The organism is Arsukibacterium sp. (genome assembly GCF_018402695.1).
In the GTDB taxonomy this organism is placed as follows: Bacteria; Pseudomonadota; Gammaproteobacteria; order Enterobacterales; family Alteromonadaceae; genus Alishewanella.
Genome location: NZ_JAGYIM010000016.1, coordinates 479,635 through 496,590, shown reverse-complemented (window position 1 = coordinate 496,590; position 16,956 = coordinate 479,635). Strand labels below are relative to the sequence as shown.

Annotated in this window: 11 protein-coding genes; 3 read left to right on the top strand and 8 right to left on the bottom strand. The window is 49.8% G+C overall.

Going from position 1 to position 16,956, the window contains the following annotated elements; translation table 11 throughout:
• Positions 1-549: 549 nt before the first annotated feature.
• Together KG631_RS09735 and glnK are read right to left on the bottom strand one after the other, a co-directional pair.
• Positions 550-1,821, bottom strand: coding sequence for an ammonium transporter (locus KG631_RS09735; RefSeq protein WP_213999295.1), 1,272 nt, complete (start codon positions 1,819-1,821; stop codon positions 550-552).
• 11 nt (positions 1,822-1,832) lie between these two features.
• Entirely contained in the window at positions 1,833-2,171 is a 339-nt protein-coding gene (glnK, locus tag KG631_RS09730) for a P-II family nitrogen regulator (protein WP_019675062.1), read from the bottom strand.
• Positions 2,172-2,469: 298 nt separating this feature from the next.
• Between glnK and KG631_RS09725 the strand changes: the two genes are divergently transcribed.
• Positions 2,470-5,739 carry a sensor histidine kinase gene (locus KG631_RS09725; protein WP_301003714.1) on the top strand — a complete coding sequence of 1,090 codons (3,270 nt, stop codon included), beginning with the start codon at positions 2,470-2,472 and terminating at the stop codon, positions 5,737-5,739.
• On the opposite strand, the gene KG631_RS09720 is transcribed toward KG631_RS09725, so the two are convergent.
• The 4 genes from KG631_RS09720 to KG631_RS09705 all read right to left on the bottom strand — a co-directional run bounded on the left by KG631_RS09720 (position 5,736) and on the right by KG631_RS09705 (position 13,172).
• Positions 5,736-6,122 (bottom strand): YacL family protein, encoded by a 387-nt coding sequence (locus KG631_RS09720; RefSeq protein WP_213999291.1) that lies wholly within the window; start codon positions 6,120-6,122, stop codon positions 5,736-5,738. The genes KG631_RS09725 and KG631_RS09720 overlap by 4 nt on opposite strands.
• A 301-nt stretch (positions 6,123-6,423) precedes the next feature.
• Positions 6,424-9,021 carry a bifunctional aconitate hydratase 2/2-methylisocitrate dehydratase gene (gene acnB, locus KG631_RS09715; RefSeq protein WP_213999289.1) on the bottom strand — a complete coding sequence of 866 codons (2,598 nt, stop codon included), beginning with the start codon at positions 9,019-9,021 and terminating at the stop codon, positions 6,424-6,426.
• Between the two features lie 447 nt (positions 9,022-9,468).
• Positions 9,469-11,538, bottom strand: a complete 2,070-nt coding sequence (locus tag KG631_RS09710; protein ID WP_213999286.1) for a M13-type metalloendopeptidase — start codon at positions 11,536-11,538, stop codon at positions 9,469-9,471.
• Positions 11,539-11,666: 128 nt separating this feature from the next.
• Entirely contained in the window at positions 11,667-13,172 is a 1,506-nt protein-coding gene (locus KG631_RS09705; RefSeq protein WP_213999285.1) for a DUF3612 domain-containing protein, read from the bottom strand.
• 262 nt (positions 13,173-13,434) lie between these two features.
• Here KG631_RS09705 and KG631_RS09700 point away from each other — a divergent pair, with 262 nt between their 5' ends.
• On the top strand, positions 13,435-13,947 hold the full coding sequence (locus KG631_RS09700; protein ID WP_213999283.1) for a malate synthase: 513 nt from the start codon (positions 13,435-13,437) through the stop codon (positions 13,945-13,947).
• 18 nt (positions 13,948-13,965) lie between these two features.
• Here KG631_RS09700 and KG631_RS09695 read toward each other — a convergent pair whose 3' ends face one another.
• A complete protein-coding gene (locus KG631_RS09695; protein ID WP_213999280.1) occupies positions 13,966-14,676 on the bottom strand; it encodes a transporter substrate-binding domain-containing protein in 711 nt (236 codons plus the stop codon).
• Positions 14,677-14,981: 305 nt separating this feature from the next.
• Between KG631_RS09695 and KG631_RS09690 the strand changes: the two genes are divergently transcribed.
• A complete protein-coding gene (locus KG631_RS09690; protein ID WP_213999278.1) occupies positions 14,982-15,713 on the top strand; it encodes a PEP-CTERM sorting domain-containing protein in 732 nt (243 codons plus the stop codon).
• Between the two features lie 79 nt (positions 15,714-15,792).
• Here the strand turns inward: KG631_RS09690 and KG631_RS09685 are convergent, their stop codons facing one another.
• The gene (locus KG631_RS09685) at positions 15,793-16,848 is read right to left on the bottom strand and encodes an alkene reductase (protein ID WP_213999276.1); all 1,056 of its coding nucleotides are present in this window, start codon (positions 16,846-16,848) and stop codon (positions 15,793-15,795) included.
• Positions 16,849-16,956: the final 108 nt, after the last annotated feature.

The window sequence follows — 16,956 nt, the reverse complement described above, 5'->3', positions numbered from 1 at the left end:
ATTACAAGGTAGTAGTAGTTAAGGACAGCAGGACCCGGCATGAAGCTGTTGGACACTCCGGGATGGAGCCAGGGACGACTTACTCAGGAAGAGTAACAGTACGGATTAGCTGAAACAGAACCGAAAGTGGCCGCGAAGTTTGCGGCCTTTCGCTTTTTTGGCCATTGTAAATTTACCGTCACCCGTCACCCGTCACCCGTCACCCGTCACCCGTCACCCGTCACCCGTCACCCGTCACCCGTCACCAACAAATGATATACCCAAAATAATTGACGCTGCAATTAGGCGGCAAGTAAGCGAGTGCACATGAGCATAGCTTGCCTATGTGATTGGGCCGAGCGAACGAAGGCAACAAAGCTGCAGCTTCAAGGACGAAGGGTATAAAAAAACCCTGCGGTAATTACCGCAGGGCGTCAGACTATAAGACAAAGGACAAGGATAGACGTAGTTTGGTGGTTTAGGTTCAGCTGGCTGATGCGCTACCTGAAATTACCGGTATTGCATCACCAACACGCTCCCGGGAAGTCCCACCGGCTCTTCCCAGGCTGCTTACTTTACCGACGAGACGAACTCAGGGTAGGCTTCAATACCGCACTCTGAGGCATCCACGCCTTCATATTCTGCTTGCTCGCTAACCCGGATCCCCATCACCAGCTTCAGCACATACCAGACAATAAAGCTGGTCACAAATACCCAGACAAAAATGGTCGCGGCACCAATTAACTGGCCACTGAAGGTACTGTCACTGTTGGTTACCGGCACCAGTAAAAGGCCTAGCAAACCGACTACACCGTGTACAGAAATAGCACCGACCGGATCATCAATTTTCAGTTTATCCAGGCCAATAATCGATGCTACAACCAGTAAACCCCCAATGGCACCGAATAACGTAGCTTGCAGCGGAGTTGGGGTAGACGGCTCAGCAGTAATCGCAACCAGGCCTGCTAAGGCACCGTTTAATGCCATGGTTAAATCCGCTTTGCGAAACAGGATTACTGACAGGATTAACGCAGCAACAGCGCCGGCAGCCGCCGCCGCATTGGTATTCAGAAACACTACCGCTACTGCATTAGCATTACTGATATCACCCAGTTTTAGCACTGAGCCACCATTAAAGCCAAACCAACCCATCCACAGCACCAGAGTGCCTAAGGTGGCCAACGGCATATTGGCACCCGGGATAGCATTAATTTTGCCGTCTTTACTGTATTTGCCTTTGCGCGCACCCAGTAGAATAACACCCGCTAATGCAGCAGAAGCCCCCGCCATATGAACAATACCTGAGCCGGCAAAATCAGAGAAACCTAAATCGCCCAGCGTATACAGACCAAATACGGCATTGCCACCCCAGGTCCAGCTGCCTTCCATTGGATAAATAAAGCCAGTTAATACTACGGCAAAAGCCAGGAAGGCCCATAACTTCATCCGCTCGGCAACCGCACCGGAGACAATCGACATTGCCGTAGCAACAAACACAACCTGAAAGAAGAAGTCAGACGCGCCGGAGTATACTGCACCGCCGGTAAAGCCATCTTCCCGCTCAGCAAAGCTGCTCAGAGTTGCATCCACATCGACGGTTGCAATTCCGCTTAAAAACCAGGTGCCATCGTACATAATGGCATAGCCACACACCAGATACATAATGCAGGCAATAGAATACAGCGCGACGTTTTTGGTTAGAATTTCCGTAGTGTTTTTCGAACGCACCAGGCCGGCTTCCAGCATTGAAAAGCCTGCCGCCATCCACATTACCAGCACTCCGCAAATCAGGAAGTAGAAGGTGTCCATGGCATATTGTAAGTGAAAAATTTGTTCTTGCATGACAGGGCTCCTTATATCGCTTCAGCGTCGGCTTCGCCGGTACGGATCCGTACCGCACGTTCCAGCTCATAAACAAAAATCTTACCGTCGCCGATCCGGCCGGTGTGAGCGGCTTGCTGAATAGCTTCAAGCAAACGGTCAACCTGATCGTCAAGTACGGCAATTTCCAGCTTTACTTTGGGCAGGAAGTCGACCTGATATTCGGCACCGCGATATAATTCGGTATGCCCTTTCTGACGGCCAAAGCCTTTTACTTCTGTTACCGTTAAACCTTCTACCCCAATGTCTGCAATAGCTTCGCGAACATCGTCCAGTTTAAACGGCTTGATGATGGCACAAACAAGCTTCATGATGGTTTTCCTTATGTACTAATCTTCTGCGATTGCATCAAGTACAAGAAAACCTTGTGCCACTTTTATTTTATCTTTTAATTACAAATAGTTGAGAAATTCCAGTTGGTTTTAAAACGTAGCTTCGCCCCATAATGGTGCAGCATTTCCCGCTGGCTGTGCAGAGTAAAATGCTGATGCGGTGCTATTGCGGCCACGCCATAAACTACTATGCTTAGCATTAGATAAAAACGTTATTCGCTGCCTCAGCATCCAAGGTTTAATTATGTACTTGGTCTTAAAACGATGCTGCTCACCAATGCTAGTTGTATTGGCGATGCTATCCCTGCCACTATTTTCTTCACAACTCACCGAGGTGCCAGACGCCTCGCGTTTTGCCCGAATTGATATTGAACAGGGTTTATCACAGACCACCGTAACATCGCTTGCTCAGGATCATGCCGGTAATATCTGGATAGGCACCCAGGGAGGCCTGAATCGCTACGACGGGTTTTCTATCACCGTATTTCGTCCAGAAGAACAACTAAGTCAGTCACTTAGTGATAATTTTGTAACCTCATTACAGGTTGATAAGCAGGGAATGCTGTGGGTAGGCACCCTGAATGGGCTGAACTACTTTAACCCTTCACTGGGTACTTTTGACAGCATCAGTCTGGTTCGGAAAGATAACGGTTCAGCGCCTTTAGTGCTGGCACTGCATCTGGATAACCAGCAGCGGCTATGGATTGGAACGAATCAGGGGCTGGCACGCTGGCATCACGCCACCCAACAAGTGGAATGGATCGGCGATCGTCTGTTGAATATTACCGCGTTATCGTCCGATTCAGCAGGTAATTTATGGCTTGGCACTCCGCGAGGCCTAATTCGCTATAACAGCAACAATGGTCAGTACATCTCGGACAATAACTTTCCATATCGCCAAGCCTCGGTGATGACCTTGTTTCATGATAAAGCAGACAGATTGTGGGTCGGCCTGGAGCACGAAGGATTACTGATGAAACAGGCGGGTTCCGACGGCTGGATTCCGCTTGAAATTACCAGCTATAACAATAGTTTAATTAGCAAAGAAATCCGTAGCATTACAATGGACAATAATGAGGATATCTGGGTTGGCACCCAGCATGGACTAAGCCGCTTGGTATTGCAGGACGGCCACTGGCGGCAACAGGTTTCTTACCACCACCAGCGTAACAACCCGGCCAGCCTCGGCAACGGTAAAGTCGCTGCATTGTTGCAGGATAAAGACGGCAGCATCTGGGTCGGCACCTGGAACGGCGGTGTATCCCGTCTCAATCAAGCCAATAACCTGTTTGTCAGTATCAGCCATGATCTGGCCTTTATGGACATCGCCAGAAACCCGGCAACCATTAGCCTGGCCAGCGATGACAATACTTTATGGGCTGGCACTGCAGATGGCTTGTTCAGCCTTAATTTGCTCAACATGTATTTTAATCTGACCAGCAGTAATAGCAATGGCTTTACTTTTTACTGTTCGTTGCGACGGGCTGATGAAATATGGTTTGGTCATGGCCAGGGTATTGTTGCTATTGACACTGCAACCGGCAATTACCAAAACGTTGAGTTGCCGGCGTCGGTGCCGCCAGGCCCGGTGCGCCGGCTTTGGGCATCGGACAACCAGCTATGGCTGGCAATTGACCAGTTCGGCCTGATTATTCTGGACGAAAAAAACCAAAAAACCATCGCAAAGCATCCATTTAGTCGCGCCATTACCTTTATTCAGCCTGTCGGCCAGCAATATGTGCTGGTAGGGTCCTACAGCGGCTTGTCCTGGTTTGACCTGACTGATGGCAGCTTACTGTTCGAACATAAACTGGCAACTCAAAATGCAGAGCCAACACAAAGCCTGCCTTCTGCGCCCATGGCGTATGTTGTCACTCCAGATAAACGCCATTGGCTTGCCACAAATGGTACCGGCTTATATGAACTCGTCATGTCAGGCTCAGCTATGGATCCGGCAACCGTCCGCTTTCAGCAATTTTCCGAGGCAGAGGGCTTAGCCAGTGGCCAGCTTAAATCTGCAGAGCTAGATAATGCAGGCAATATCTGGCTAAGCAGTGCCTTTGGCATCTCAGTTTTTAATCCTGAAACCAGCCGCTTTCGAAACTTTGGTTATCAGCATGGTACCCTGCGTCGCGACTATATTAATGCTTCCAGCAATGTGATGACTAACGGTGCCATCGTTTTTGGCGGTATGGATGGGTTCACCTTGTTTCAACCAGAACAGGTATTGGCGTATTCTGCCGGGCCCGTTGCCACACCAGCTATCCTGACTATTGAGGTCAACGGGCAAAACACAGCGTTGCCTGACGACGAATTGATCATTCCGGCGGGTGATAGCCGAAGCTTTCAAGTTGAGTATTCCACCCGCGAGTTTATTGAAACAGATCAGGTTCAGTTTCAGTACCGGCTGGACCCGGTTTCGTCTGACTGGATCATCAGAAGTGCCAATGGTCGCAGCGCCAGCTTTGAACGCTTACCCCCCGGCGACTATCAGTTCCGATTACGTGCCGGCCTGAACGAGTCTGGCTGGAGCGAAGAAACGCTTCTCAATGTCACGGTATTGCCGTTATGGTGGGAAACCTGGCTGGCGCGGGCGTTACTTGTCAGCTTGTTGCTGGCCATCATGCTTGCCATTCACCTGTTTCGGTTAAAACATCTGCGCAAACAACAGGAAGAAATGGCCTGGTTAGTCGAGCAGCGCACTGAGGCATTAAATGAGCGCACCCGGGCATTACAGGAATCAAAGAACAAAACCGAACAAACCCTGCTTCAGCTTGAATCGACAGTAAAAGAACTGGTTCGCACCGAAAAAATGGCCGCACTGGGCCAACTGGTGGCCGGTGTAGCACATGAAGTCAACACGCCTTTAGGCGTAGCATTAACAGCCAATAGTGTAGTCACTGAAGAAAGCCAGTTATTGCAGCAAAAACTCGCCAGTGGCAACATTCGCCGGCAGGAGTTAGATAACTACCTGAGTAAATTAGTGCAGGCAGGGCAGTTGCTTGACAATAACCTGCAGCGGGCCGCCCAGTTAGTTGCCAACTTTAAGCAAGTATCGGTGGACCTGACTGCTGATAACCTGCGCCAGTTTAATCTGGCAAAGTACCTTGATGAACTGCTCGACAGCCTGAGTTTAATGTGGCGCAATCGTAAAATCAGCCTGCAGGTAAATTGTGCCGAAGACATTGTTATGGACAGCTACCCGGGCACCATTGGCCAGATTATATCCAATTTCACCCAAAACGCCGTCGTTCATGGCTTTAAAGACCGCAGTAGTGGCGAGATAACCATCCACTGCTGCCGGCAAGGCGATCAGGTTGAAATGATATTTTCAGACAATGGGGCGGGTATCAGCACTGAGCACATTGAGCGAATATTTGACCCGTTTTTTACCACCAACCGTCATCAGGGTGGCACCGGCCTGGGCCTGCATATCGTATTTAATCTTATTACCCAGAAACTGGGGGGCAGCGTTAAAGTCAGCAGCACACCGGGCGAAGGCACCCGCTTTACGTTGCTGCTGCCATTAAAAGTGGCAGCAGATTAATCTGCCAGGAATTGCTGCCATTCTCGCAGCAGTTTCAGCAAGTCTTCCAGACCACACTGGCAGCTCATGCCCTGCTGGTCTAACTGCAAATCATCCTCAGCCAGCGCTTGTTGCTGACCGGTTTGCTCATCGACACTTTGGTAAAACAGGCTGTTATGGCTAAGTGTTACTTCACTGTTTTCGACTTCCAGCAAAAATTCTCGGCCCTGATACTGCATGCTTTGTTGGGGCTTTAGCGAACTCAGCTGTTGTAATAGTGGTAAATAGGCTGCGGCCTGCTGACCAAATTCATCCAGCAAAAAGCGGCCCAACACTTCATGCTCCGCTGTCAGCCGGATGCTGAACTGGCCGGTGTGGCGATTATAAATAAAGTCGTATTCCATACTAAAGTTCCAACAGCGCAGCATCTCTGCCACTTATAAGATCATCGGTGCCTGCATACTCTGCCGGGCTCGCCACAGTAACTACTGCGGATGTCCTACCCTTCGCAAGCCAGCAAAGCTGTTCAAATTCGTTCCAGACGAATTTGTCGCCCTACTGCCTGCGGCGCTCAGACACCCTGTGTCGCCCTAGCAGAGCATCCAGGACCGCTGATGCGGCGTGTGTTAAATTGTAGCTCTTGGTAATACATTAGCGCGCATAAAAAAGGCCTGCAGCTGCAGGCCTTAAGTATAACAGTTGCTATTACACGGCTTGCTGGATAATCACGTTATCCGCTTTTTTGGTGTACTGCGGCATCTGATGGAAGTTCAGATAACGATAAGTATCGGCCGCGGTGGCGTCGATTTGCTTCGCGTATTCCAGATACTCGGCTACTGTTGGCAGCTTACCAATAATAGAAGCTACCGCCGCCAGCTCAGCCGAAGCTAAGTACACGTTAGCACCCTGGCCTAAGCGGTTGGGGAAGTTACGGGTAGAGGTTGATACTACTGTTGAGTTCTCCGCTACCCGTGCCTGGTTACCCATACACAGCGAACAGCCTGGCATTTCGGTGCGGGCACCTACTTTACCGAAAATGCTGTAGTAACCTTCTTCGGTTAACTGTGCCTGGTCCATCTTGGTTGGCGGGGCAATCCATAACCGGGTTGGCAACTGGCCTTTGTATTTATCCAGCAGCTTACCGGCCGCACGGAAATGGCCAATGTTGGTCATACAAGAACCGATAAATACTTCGTCGATTTTGTCGCCGGCAACCTCAGACAGTAAACGCGCATCATCCGGATCGTTCGGGGCACACAGCACCGGCTCTTTAATATCGGCCAGATCAATTTCAATAATTTCGCTGTATTCAGCATCGGCATCAGCCGACATCAGCTGTGGATCCTTCAGCCAGGCTTGCATCGCCTGAATCCGCCGCTCGATAGTACGCACATCGCCGTAGCCTTCAGAAATCATCCACTTTAACATTACGATGTTTGATTCCAGATACTCGGCAATAGACGCATCTGACAGCTTAATAGTACAGCCAGCCGCTGAACGCTCGGCAGAGGCATCAGATAATTCAAACGCTTGCTCTACCGTTAAGTTTGGTAAACCTTCGATTTCCAGAATACGGCCGGAGAAGATGTTCTTCTTGCCTTTCTTATCAACCGTTAACAAGCCTTTCTGAATGGCTACGTACGGAATAGCATGCACTAAGTCGCGCAGGGTAATACCCGGCTGCATTTCGCCTTTAAAGCGCACTAATACTGACTCTGGCATATCCAGTGGCATAACACCGGTAGCGGCAGCAAAAGCGACCAAACCAGAACCGGCCGGGAACGAAATACCAATTGGGAAACGGGTGTGTGAGTCGCCACCGGTACCTACGGTATCCGGCAGTAACATCCGGTTTAACCAGCTGTGGATAATACCATCGCCCGGACGCAGTGCTACACCGCCACGGTTCATAATAAAATCTGGCAGAGTATGGTGAGTGTCTACGTCAACCGGCTTCGGATAAGCGGCAGTGTGACAGAATGACTGCATAGTTAAGTCAGCCGAGAAGCCTAAACAGGCTAAATCTTTTAACTCATCGCGGGTCATCGGGCCGGTGGTATCTTGCGAGCCCACGGTAGTCATTTTCGGCTCGCAGTATGTGCCCGGGCGTACGCCCTGCACACCACAGGCTTTACCGACCATTTTTTGGGCCAGGGTGAAGCCTTTGCCAGAGTCTACTTTCGCCGAAGGCCGGCGGAATTTATCTGACGGGCCATGCCCTAAAAATTCACGGGCGCGATCAGTTAAACCGCGGCCGATAATCAGCGGAATCCGGCCACCGGCACGCACTTCGTCAATTAATACGTCAGTTGCCAGGCTAAATTCAGCCAGCACTTCGCCGCTGCCATGACGGACAATCTTGCCTTCGAAGGGCAGAATATCGATCACATCGCCCATTTCCAGCTTGCTAACGTCAACTTCGATTGGCAGTGCGCCTGAGTCTTCCATGGTGTTGAAGAAGATAGGTGCAATTTTACCGCCCAGCACAAAACCGCCACCGCGTTTGTTCGGTACGTATGGGATGTCGTCGCCCATAAACCACAACACCGAGTTCGTCGCTGATTTACGTGATGAACCGGTACCTACCACATCACCCACATAAGCCAGTGGGAAGCCTTTTTTGTTCAGCTCGTCTAACTGCTTAATCGGGCCAACGGTACCCGGCTGATCCGGGGTAATGCCTTCACGGGCATTTTTCAGCATCGCTAACGCATGCAGCGGGATATCCGGCCGTGACCAGGCATCCGGCGCCGGTGATAAATCGTCAGTATTGGTTTCGCCTGACACTTTAAATACGGTAACGGTAATTTTTTCTGCCAGCGCTGGCTTGCTTTCAAACCACTCAGCGTCCGCCCAGCTTTGCACTACTTGCTTAGCGAAAGCATTGCCCGCATCGGCTTTTTCGGTGACATCGTGAAACGCATCAAAAATCAGCAAGGTGTGTGACAGTGCTTTAGCGGCAATAGGCGCTAACTTGTCGTTGTCCAGCAGGCTGATTAACGGCTGAATATTGTAGCCGCCCATCATGGTCCCCAGCAGCTCGGTAGCATACTCAGCATTGATCAGGCTACTGGTTGCCTCGCCGTTAGCTAGCGCCGCTAAAAAGCCGGCTTTAACATAGGCCGCTTCGTCAACGCCTGGCGGTACCCGGTTAACCAGCAGGTCAATTAAGGTTTCTTCTTCGCCTTTTGGCGGATTTTTTAACAGTTCAACTAAGGCGGCTACCTGCTCGGCATTGAGCGGTTTTGGCGGGATACCTTGCGCAGCGCGCTCGGCCACATGTTCGCGATATTGTTGTAGCACAGTATGATCCTCTTGGTCGTTGCCGGCAGTCTTGCTACTGCGGCGTCATTCTTAGAATGAATGGGCGAGATTATATAAAAATTCGGGCCAAATTGACATCAGGCCTTTTAACACGCCGCTTATAGTGGGTATAAATGGCATGAATGGGAAACCGGATGTTATATATTCTTTGTTATAGTGGTCAGACCTCAGTATGCTGAGGGTTCCGGTCGGCTTCGGTGCAAAGATACCGTGTCGCCCGTTGTCTGCAGCAGAGGTTAGAATCCTGAACTGGGCGCCACAGAGTGTCTGAGCAAATGCGCCAGCATTTGAGAGTTGCTGTGGCGAGCCAGGGCAGGAATTGTAACCGACAGCCCAAACACTTAGCTTGTCGCACAAAAAAGGCTGAACACCTAAGTGTTCAGCCCGTGCATTATAACAGATTTTTCTTACCCGATAGATTTACAGCTACCAGATTTTGACTCGCTGTTCTGGCGCGATATACATCGCATCGCCTTCTTTAATATCAAAGGCGGTGTAAAACTCAGGAATATTCGGCAACACACCAATAACCCGGTAATGGGCCGGTGAATGCGGGCCGGTGCTTAACTGGCGACGCAGTGCTTCTTCCCGGAACTTGGTGCGCCATACCTGGGCCCAGCTGATAAAGAACCGCTGTTCACCGCTAAAGCCATCCATTACCGGTGCTTCTTTACCGTCCAGTGATAAATTATAGGCTTTCAGCGCCACCGTCATCCCACCTAAATCACCAATGTTTTCACCCAGTGCTACTGCACCGTTAACATTAACGCCTGGCAGCGGTTCAAACTTGTTGTACTGGCCAATTAACTTGGCACCACGCGCCTGGAACTGATCTTTATCTTGCTGTGACCACCAGTTACGCAGATTACCCTCACCATCGTATTTGGCACCCTGGTCGTCAAACCCGTGGCCGATTTCGTGGCCAATCACGCCACCAATACCGCCATAGTTTACCGCATCATCCGCATCCATATTAAAGAATGGCGGCTGCAGAATAGCTGCCGGGAACACAATTTCATTGTTAACCGGGTTGTAATAAGCATTAACGGTTTGCGGGGTCATAAACCACTCGCCTTTATCGATAGGCTGACCTAATTTGGCCACCATCTGATCGTAGCCCCAGTGGCTGGCACGGATAAAGTTACCTACTAAATCATCAGCTTTAATTTCTAACGCGGAATAATCTTTCCACTTATCCGGGTAGCCAATTTTCGGAGTGAACTTGCTCAGCTTCTCCTGTGCAGCAACCTTCGTTTCCTCGGTCATCCACTCCAGCTCGTTAATCGAGATCTCGTAGGCTTTAATCAGGTTGGCCACCAACTCTTCCATCCGCGCCTTGGCTTCCGGTTTAAAGTGGCGCTCAACATACAGCTTACCGGTCAGTTCACCCAATACCTGATCTGACGCATCTACCGCCCGCTTCCAGCGTGGTTGCTGTTGCTCAGTACCGCTCAAGGTGGTGCCATAGAAGGCAAAGCGGCGATCAGCGAAGTTGCTGCTCAGCTTATCAGCATAGCCATGAATCGTTTTTAAACTCAGGTAATCCTGCCAGCTTTGTAAGTCAGTGTTCTCTACGACCTTGGCGAAACCGGCAAAGTAGCTGGGCTGCCGTACAATAATGTCATTCACTTCGGCTAATTTTACCTCATTGGCAAAGGCTGCCCAGTCAAAGTCACCCATGCTGGTATTCAGCTCAGCTACCGCCATTTTGTTGTAAGTTTTGTCGGCATTACGGTTATCTAACCGGGTCCAGTGGTGCTCGGCCAGCGCTTTTTCCAGCGCATAAACGCGCTCTGCAGCCGCTGCTGGCTCAGCATGGCCTGCCAGGCTGAACATATCGGTTAAATATTCTTGGTAATCGGCAATCAGCTTTAATGACTTTTCGTCATCGTTAAAGTAATAGTCGCGATCCGGCAATCCTAAGCCACCCTGGCTCAGATACACCGCATATTCGGTCGAGTTTTTCGCGTCATTGTTAATAAACCAACCAAACGGAATAGCAATACCATCGCGTTGCAGACGGGCAAATAACGCCGGCAACTGGTCTTTGTTTTCCAGCGAGCTAATGGCATCCAGTTGTGGCTGCAACGGGCTCAACCCCAGCTTTTCTATCGTTGCTTCGTCCATAAAGCTGTTATAGAAATGACCTAATTTCTGCTCGTCAGAGCCCTCTTTTAAATCAGTACGGGCCGACACTTCATCAATAATGGCTTTAACGGCCTGTTGCGAGTTATCGTTCAGAATATGGAAGGAGCCATAAGATGCTTTATCAGCCGGAATGTCGGTTTCAGCCAACCATTTACCGTTTACCGCTAAAAAGAAGTCTTCGCTGAATTTTACCGCCGGGTCAAAGTACTGGCTGTCTACCCCAGATACCCGCGGTGCTTGTTGTTGCGCCGCTACCGGCTCACTGGTTTTAGTAGCTGCTGGTTCGCTGCATGCGGCCAGACCTAATGCCAGCGCAACGCTGGCAGCAATAATACTGATTTTCTTCATTATATGTTCCTGAAATACGGGCATGAAATTCGGTTATAGTTATAGTGTCATTGCTATCTTAACGCTGCCGTCAGCCAAAGCCAAATATCTGTAACCAACAAGTTGTAACAGAATATATTGGGTATTCATTAACCCTTCTCGCAGGTGTAACAGCCCGGACTGCGCGGACAACTATTGCCCCGGGCACAAATTAACTGCGCTGGTTTTTGCAGGCTGCGGGCTACCCAGTTGATATTTAAAATATTGGCAACGCTGGTTAAAGAGGTCTGAATAGTTTTAGGGACTCTGGCACCGCCTGCGCTGTTTATACACAGCTGTTTCAGCTCGCTGGCCATGGCATCAGCATCGACACCCTGGGCCAGCAAAGCCGGGTTAAGATCAATACCGGCGCACAATACATGGTTATTACCGGCTAAATCGCTCACTTTGGTCGACTCACAACAGTAAATCCGCGGCTGACCGTTGACATCCAGCAAAGACAACTGGGCACTGCTGGCAACACCCTCGACATCAAACATCCGGAATACCGCCCAGTTCTGACAGGGATCTTCCACCTTGCGCATATTGCCCCATGGCAATGGTATGCCATTGCCGCGATACACCGCCTTTAGTTTGCCCGGGGTGTAGGCATCAAAGTAATGCCAGTGAGTGTACGGCGATACCGCAGTCATCCGCCGCATCGCTACTGACGCCGACACACCCGCCTGCTGATGGCTGCTGATTTCATAGCCCTGGCGGTCGAGTAGTTGACGAAACGGAAGTTTGGGACACAGCAGCGCGCCGGCAAAAAAGCTTGACTCAAAATCGCGCCAGGCGTGCAGCATGTCCTGCGGCTGCACAGCAGTCGACTGCGACATGTCATCGTCGTGGGTACCACCAACTGTCATACTGCTTTTTACACCGTCTTTGTTGTGTAGCACGGCATGGCCAATATGCACCGCCAGTTCATACTTTAAGCGCGTTGGAAATTGCTGCAGCAAGTGGTTTAAATGCAGGGTTGCCGGCGGGGTAAAAAACGAGGTGGCGACATTTTTTGACAGCACGCCTAACTCATCCAGTATTTCTTTTGGTGGCTCAGTAAACCAGCTTACTTTAACGCCAAGCTGTTTCAAAATAGCCATGAGCTGATCCACCGTTAATGGCATGCGCTTCTGGCCCACCTCCTCTGCCGCCCGCTCCAACTCAGGAAAATGATTCTGATGATGCTCCTGATGCGCCCGGATCAACAGCTGAGCAAACTGTTTGCCGCTGGTACCGGTTTGCGACAGCATCTCCGGAATGGCAATTTGCAGGATATCAGTTGAGAATAAAAACCCCGGTTCTAGTGCCATGCCGCTAATGCCGCCACGACTGCCCTTTTGCGGGGTTAAATCCTGGCCGTTATCTTCGCCATCTAAAAACCAGTCGAGGTCTTTTTGAAATACTTCGGCGATCACCTGCAGCATTTCAATGCCTGGGGTCCGTTTGCCGCGCTCTATCATCGACAAATATGACACCGACGGCGCTTGCTCCGGGTTCACCCGAATGCACCGGGTAGACAAGTCTTCCATGGTTAAGTTATTACGCTTTCTCAGGTTTCTGATTTTAGTTCCTAAAAAATGCGACTTTCTGAGCAGGCTTTTGTTTGCTTTCATTTTGTAAAATTCACACTGTAAAATTTTTATTGTGAAATTATGCTGATTTTTAGCCTAGACTAGTTTTTAACCGATAGCAACTGGTCTGCGTTCTAAGAAACGCGACTTAAACGAAGGCCCGGAATCCTGATAGCGCAGCCACAGAGTGTCTGAGCGAACGCGCAAGCGGCAGCGAGTTGCTGTGGCGAGCACAGCAGGAGTTGCGGGCCGGAGTGTTAAATAACTTTTTGTAAAAAGACCCGACAAAGATGAGGATAACAACATGACGACACTGGCCCCAACCCACAGCCAACACACGCCAAACCAAACTGCCTGGATGGCGACCGAGCTTAGCGTTATTAACCAGCTGAACGAGCGCCATGTAAAGCAGATCATGGATTACTCGAAAGGCTTCCTGGATAAAACCTTCCCGTTGGCACAAGGCTCACACAAAGATGTAGTGTGCTATATGGTGTATTTCCAGCACCTGCTGGCGTTCTTTGGCGATGGCAGCAAAAGCGGCCTGCAAAACCCTGGGCAGTTTGTAGCACTGAGTGGTCACCGGGAAGCGCCGGAATCACTGGTATTGGTAAATGAAGGTCGCCATGTGGAGCTGGTATTAAACCGCCACGGCGGCAACGGTGAAAAAGACTGCGCCGGCATTGACGATATCCAGCTGCAAGCCAAACAGGCCGGTGAACCCTGGTTCAGTATGCTGACCGGTAAACAGGTTAATAAAGGTTGCCAGAGTGAAAAATGCTTTACTGCGAAAGACGGCGGGCCTTATCAGGCCTGATGGTGTCTGGCGGAGTTGTCAGCGCGACTGCAACTGATATTTAGCCAGTAACTGCTGATATCGCTCACCGCGCTTAAATTTCGCCAGCGCCTGATTAAACTGCCGGCGCTGAGCAGCAGGCAAGCCCTGCTGTTTGCCAAACGCAAAGTAAACTTCAACAAAATCCAGTGCAGGTTGTAACATCAGCACCTCAGCGGCCGACTGCTGCAACAACGATGAGTGGGTAATAGTATGGGCCGAGGCCATCACTAATTTTACTCTTTTGCCCAGTAGCATCCGGAACAGCATATGATCTGACTCCACCAGATCGACCCGGGGAAAACGCATTTCATCTAAAACACTGCCATAAGAAAAATGCCGCACTGTCGCTACCGGTTCACTGCCCAGGCTGGCAAGGGTGCCATCAAATTGCAAGGGACAAGGATTGGCGCACAACAGCACTATGGGATCAATTAAATAGCTTTCGTCACTAAACTCAAATCGCTGCATCCTGGCCGGTGTCTTATAAAACACCGGAATAACATCAGCCTTACCAGTCTCTACATGATTAACTACCCGGCTCCATGGCAAGCGCTGAAACTCCAGCGTTAATTCCAGTTCGCTGGCAATGCTTTGCAATGTTTCAACCGAGAAACCGGTTAAATTATCGTCAAGCACATAATAATAAGGTGGGTAATCTTCGTCAGGAATAGCCACCCGCAATACCTGAGCATGCAAGTGGCTAAGCATAAAAAGCAGACAGAGCATCAGAAACAGGCAATGCAATTTAATTACCCGCTTTGTTGTCGATATACTGGAAACGCCAGTAACCACGAGCTTTGCTCCCTGCTCCTGTTATCCATTAACTATAGCTAATACTGCTGGATCTACAAGACCCAGCAGCCTGATGTAATTAGACATAATTCAAACAAAAAAACGTCAAAAAATCTTACAGAGACTATATAAACATATTCTAAATTGTTGTTTTTATAAACTATCTTAGTTGGCGTGTATCTTGCTGCTGTTAACATGAGTATCTAAAAAAGGAAATAACAATGAAAATGGCATTACTGCTTAGTACTTTATGTGTTAGCGCCTATGCAAATGCGGCATTAACTACCTATGAATTCAATAATGGCGACGATTTGAGTAACTGGACTACCGATCGTTGCGATCCGGCAAGCTTCACTATCGTCGACAACGAACTGTTGATGAGCATTGACGGTGCCGAACAAGCCAAATGTGGTGTTGAAACTTTTGGTCAGACCCAGGGAATGAAGCTGGATACCGGCATGTCGACATATCTGGCAATTGATATGTTTCTGGATAGCCAACATGGCCTGACTGACGAGCGTTTAGGAGGCATCTGGGGTGTCGCTTACAACCCGGCTGATGCCATCAGCTATTACCCGATACTGGAATCAGTAGTAAGTGACGGCGTTACAGGCGCGCAGGGATATGAGGGTAATCTGAATACCTTTTTTGCGCTGGATCCATCATTACTTACCTTAGATAGCTTTAATACATTTGCTTATCAAATTACTGATGGCTTTATTAATTATCTGGTTAATGGCAATCTGGTATTTACCAGTACCAGCGACAATCATGCATACTTTGGTGAAGTCATTTTGAATGCCAAAAACGATGGTAACTCGTTTAATGTTCGTTACGATAACCTTACTTTCGGCACTATGGCAGTTGATGTACCAGAGCCGGCTTCACTGGCGGTTATGGGCGCAGGTCTGTTACTGTTAGCAGGTGCGACCAAGCGCAAGCGCGCCAAATAAGCTGCCTGTTTTATAAAAAAGCGCCCTGGTTAAAGGCGCTTTTTTTATCCTGAATTTTATGCCTGACTACCGCTTACAGTTATTCAGCCAAGACCGGATAATCAGTATAGCCCTCTGCACCACCGCTATAAAACAGCTCTGGTCTTGCCGTATTCAGTTCAGCATCTTTAGCAAAACGCGCCACTAAATCGGGGTTAGCGATATAAGGCACACCAAAGGCGACAGCATCAGCATCACCACTAGCGATAAGCCTATTGGCACTACTTTTATCAAACTTTTCATTGGCAATATAGACGCCGCCAAACAACTGCTTCAGTTTCGGGCCTAAGCTGTCATCGGCTTGCGCTTCCCGGGCACAAATAAAGGCAATATTACGTTTAGCCAGGCGCTGCACCAGATAGCCAAAGGTATCGTTACGCTGTGAATCACCCATGCTATGCGCATCTGCTCTGGGGGCTAAATGCATGCCAACCCGGCCTGCCCCCCACACCGAGATGACGGCATCTGTCACTTCCAGCATTAGCCGGGCCCGGTTTTCAATGCTGCCGCCATACTGATCAGTACGCTGGTTACTGCCATCCTGCAGAAACTGGTCCAGTAAGTAACCATTGGCACCGTGAATTTCCACACCGTCAAATCCGGCCTTTTTAGCATTTTCAGCGCCCAACCGATACGCTTCAACAATGTCAGCAATTTCTGCAGTCGCCAGTGCCCGCGGTGTAACAAAAGCTTTTTTCGGCCGCAGTAAACTAACATGGCCGTCCGCTGCAATAGCACTGGGTGCTACCGGCAACTCGCCATCTAAATAGTGTGGATCGGAAATACGGCCAACATGCCACAACTGCAGCATTATCCGGCCACCCGCCTGATGCACAGCTGCGGTTACTTTTTGCCAGCCTGCTACCTGGGCATCCGACCAGATCCCAGGGGTATCCGGGTAACCTACCCCCATTGGCGAAACTGAGGTTGCTTCGGTAATAATCAACCCCGCAGTGGCACGTTGCTGGTAGTACTTTACCATCAGGTCATTTGGGACCCTGCCGGCACTCGCCCGGCAGCGGGTTAACGGCGCCATGATGATCCGGTTTGGTAGTTGTAACTCTCCCACTTGAATTGGGTCGAATAAATTGGCCATAACAGGTCCTGTTAGTGTGCGATTACAAGAATTAACGGCATCAAACGTACCGGTAAGCGACTTGGATCAATTGGTCTGCCTGTGCTAAAAAACAAGGGCCAACCGCCC

What these genes read in the sequence shown, in the direction of transcription:
- KG631_RS09735 (WP_213999295.1), bottom strand. Translation starts at nt 1,821, where the DNA reads ATGCAAGAACAAATTTTTCACTTACAATATGCCATGGACACCTTCTAC.
- KG631_RS09700 (WP_213999283.1), top strand. Translation starts at nt 13,435, where the DNA reads ATGACGACACTGGCCCCAACCCACAGCCAACACACGCCAAACCAAACT.
- KG631_RS09690 (WP_213999278.1), top strand. Translation starts at nt 14,982, where the DNA reads ATGAAAATGGCATTACTGCTTAGTACTTTATGTGTTAGCGCCTATGCA.
- KG631_RS09725 (WP_301003714.1), top strand. Translation starts at nt 2,470, where the DNA reads ATGCTAGTTGTATTGGCGATGCTATCCCTGCCACTATTTTCTTCACAA.
- KG631_RS09685 (WP_213999276.1), bottom strand. Translation starts at nt 16,848, where the DNA reads ATGGCCAATTTATTCGACCCAATTCAAGTGGGAGAGTTACAACTACCA.
- KG631_RS09705 (WP_213999285.1), bottom strand. Translation starts at nt 13,172, where the DNA reads ATGAAAGCAAACAAAAGCCTGCTCAGAAAGTCGCATTTTTTAGGAACT.
- KG631_RS09695 (WP_213999280.1), bottom strand. Translation starts at nt 14,676, where the DNA reads ATGCTTAGCCACTTGCATGCTCAGGTATTGCGGGTGGCTATTCCTGAC.
- KG631_RS09710 (WP_213999286.1), bottom strand. Translation starts at nt 11,538, where the DNA reads ATGAAGAAAATCAGTATTATTGCTGCCAGCGTTGCGCTGGCATTAGGT.
- glnK (WP_019675062.1), bottom strand. Translation starts at nt 2,171, where the DNA reads ATGAAGCTTGTTTGTGCCATCATCAAGCCGTTTAAACTGGACGATGTT.
- KG631_RS09720 (WP_213999291.1), bottom strand. Translation starts at nt 6,122, where the DNA reads ATGGAATACGACTTTATTTATAATCGCCACACCGGCCAGTTCAGCATC.